Origin of the sequence: Oceanicola sp. S124, assembly GCF_000220565.1 — a bacterium.
Taxonomy (GTDB): Bacteria; Pseudomonadota; Alphaproteobacteria; order Rhodobacterales; family Rhodobacteraceae; genus Pseudooceanicola.
Genome location: NZ_AFPM01000195.1, coordinates 1 through 2,764, shown reverse-complemented (window position 1 = coordinate 2,764; position 2,764 = coordinate 1). Strand labels below are relative to the sequence as shown.

Below are 2,764 nucleotides of genomic sequence, written 5' to 3'. Positions count from 1 at the left end.
TCAGGTCGCCGCGCCGCTGGCGGATCGCCGGACCACTGACCGCCGGGATCGCCTGCCGCGCCAGCCCGGGCCAGCGCACCAGCCAATGCGCCAGGCGTGGCGTCGCGGGCGGATGATCCAGCCCGAACCAGCGCGGATGTGCGGGCGCTTCGGCATCAGGATCGGGCGCGATGACCTCCAGGAACGAGGCCTCTCCCAGCCGCATCAGCCGGTTGTGCGTGCCCATCAAGGGATGCTTGCCCCCGGCCGAGGGCAGGGGCTGGCCCAGCCTCTCTTCGACCCAGGCGACACCGGCGCCCAGATCGGCGGCGGCGACGACGATATGGTCCAGCTTCGCGCTTTCGGTCATGTCCTGTCCTTTCCGGGGCCGGGCAGGGGGCTCTGCCCCCTCTGGCGCCGTGCCGGCACCATTCACCCCCGCAGTATTTTCAGCCATCGGATGGAAGCAAGAGGCCCTTGTCTCTATCCGATGGCCATAAATACTGCGGGGGATCTCCGCAGGAGATGGGGGCAGCGCCCCCTTCCCCATGTCCTCATTGCAGGTCGGCGAAAGCCTTCTGCATCCGCTCGACGGCCTCTTCCACCCGGGCGCGGGGGGTGGCCAGGTTGAACCGCTGGTAGCTCTCGCCGCCCAGCCCGAAGCTTTCGCCATAGTTCACCGCGATCTTCGCGTCCTTCAGGATGCGGCGCTGGACTTCCGTGGTCTCCATACCCGTGCCGGAGAAATCGACCCAGGCCAGGTAGGTGCCCTGCAGCCGCATCGACTTCAGGCCCGGGATCTTCTCGATCCCGGCATCGAAGAGCTGCCGGTTGCCGTCGAGGTAGGCGCAGAGCGCATCGACCCAGGCGGCGCCTTCGGGGGAATAGGCGGCGGTGGCCATGTGCATGCCGAAGGCATTGGGAGAGATCCCGAAGGCCGACATCACCGTTTCGAAGCGGCGGCGCAGGGCGGGGTCGTGCAGGATCACGTTGCCCGTATGGGCGCCGGCGATGTTGAAGGTCTTGGTGGTGGCGGTCATCATCACCAGCCGGTCGGCGATCTCGGGGCAGGCGACGGCCATGGGCAGATGGGTCTGGCCGGGCATCAGCAGGTCGGCGTGGATCTCGTCGGAGACCACGATCAGGTCGTGGCGCTGTGCGAAGGCGGCGAGGGCCTTCAGTTCCTGCGCGCTCCAGACCCTGCCGCCGGGATTGTGCGGCGAGCAGAGGATCAGCAGCCGCTCCTCGCCGGTCATCTGCGCGTCATAGGCGTCGAAGTCCATCTCGTAGCGGCCTTCGTTCAGTGCCAGAGGGCATTCGACGACCCTGCGGCCGGCCGCGCGGATCACCCGCGCGAAGGCGTGGTAGACCGGCGTGAACAGGATCACCCCGTCGCCCTGCTCGGTGAAGGCCTGCAGGCAGAGGCCGGTGCCGTTGACCAGCCCGTGGGTCGAGAAGACCGCGCCGGTGTCGATCTGCCAGCCGTGACGTTCGCGCATCCACCAGCCGACGGCCTCGCGGTAGGCACTGTCATCGCCGAAATAGCCGAAGACGCCGTGGTCGGCGTAGTCCTTCACCGCCCGCGTGACACAGGCCGGCGGGCGGAAGTCCATGTCGGCGACCCACATGGGCAGGCCCTCGTCCGGGGAGAGGCCGTAGTAGGTTTCCATTCCGTCCCATTTCGAGGAATGGGTGCCGCGGCGGTCGATGATTTCGTCGAAGTCGGGGGTGGTCATGGTGGTCTCCTGCATTCGGGCAGACGCTAACGGAGGCGACGGCGGGCGCAAGGCCTGTCGCGCAGAATCCCCGGCGGCAGTGTGCGCGGTTCCGCAGTCTTGGTCCGGGAGGATTGCCATCCGGTTGCCATCCGTTGGCGTCCGGGGCCCGTGCTTGCCATTTGACTTCAAAGGTGATGAGGCTAGGTGACCCCTGTCTTTCCAGTCTCTTGAGCGCGATGCCCGAAACCCCTGCCGACCCGGTCCGACGCGACCCGCTTGCCGATCTCGTCGCCTGCCCGCGCTGCGACGCCGTGCAGCGCGTCGAAGAGCCGGGGCCGGGGGAACGGGTGCTTTGCCTACGCTGTGATCACGTGCTGGCGGCGCCGCGCAAGAGCGCGGGCAAGCAGATCATCGGAGTCAGCCTCGCGGTGCTGATCCTGGCGATCACCGCCACCACGCTGCCCTTCCTGCGCATCAGCCGGGCGGGGCTGGCCCATGCCAGCTCGATCCTCGATGCGGCGCTGGCCTTTTCGGCCTCGCCGCTGCTGATAGGGCTGTCCCTGCTGCTGGCGGCGCTGATCGTCTTCATTCCCGCGTTGCGGGCCGGGCTGTCGATCTACGTGCTCTGGCCGCTGGTGCGGGACCGCGCGCCCTGGCCCGGCGCGGCCACGGCCTTCCGCCTGTCCGAGGCGCTGCGGCCCTGGTCCATGGCCGAGGTCTTTGCCATCGGCTGCGCCGTCGCGCTGATCAAGGTCACAGACCTGGCGCGGGTCGAGTTCGGCGCCGCCTTCTGGATCTTCGCCAGCCTGGTCATCCTGGTGCCGGTGCAGGATCGGCTGATCTGCCGCCACTCGGTGTGGAAGAGCCTCGACCGTTCGCGCCCGGCGCCCGCCGGTGGCCGGCCGGCGCCGGAGCCTGCGGCATGAAGTCGGCGCGCGAGATGGGCCTCGTGGCCTGCACCCGCTGCAGCCGCGTCTGGCCGCAGGAGCAGCAGACCTGCCAGCGCTGCGGCCACCACCTGAGAAGCCGCCCCCGCCATGCGCTGCAGGCGGTCTGGGCCTGGTGGG

General features: G+C 69.0%; 3 protein-coding genes. 1 reads left to right on the top strand and 2 read right to left on the bottom strand.

Translation table 11 applies throughout. The annotated features are described in order from the left end of the window. The coding region (locus tag OS124_RS0113750) for a VOC family protein (RefSeq protein ID WP_010140290.1) at positions 1 to 349 on the bottom strand (349 nt) is incomplete at its 3' end. A gap of 184 nt (positions 350 to 533) precedes the next feature. After that, positions 534 to 1,715: a MalY/PatB family protein gene (locus tag OS124_RS0113745; RefSeq protein ID WP_010140289.1), complete on the bottom strand. Its 1,182-nt coding sequence runs from the start codon at positions 1,713 to 1,715 to the stop codon at positions 534 to 536. A 218-nt stretch (positions 1,716 to 1,933) separates the two neighbouring features. Between OS124_RS0113745 and OS124_RS0113740 the strand changes: the two genes are divergently transcribed. Next, positions 1,934 to 2,623: a paraquat-inducible protein A gene (locus OS124_RS0113740; RefSeq protein ID WP_040607160.1), complete on the top strand. Its 690-nt coding sequence runs from the start codon at positions 1,934 to 1,936 to the stop codon at positions 2,621 to 2,623. Positions 2,624 to 2,764: the final 141 nt, after the last annotated feature.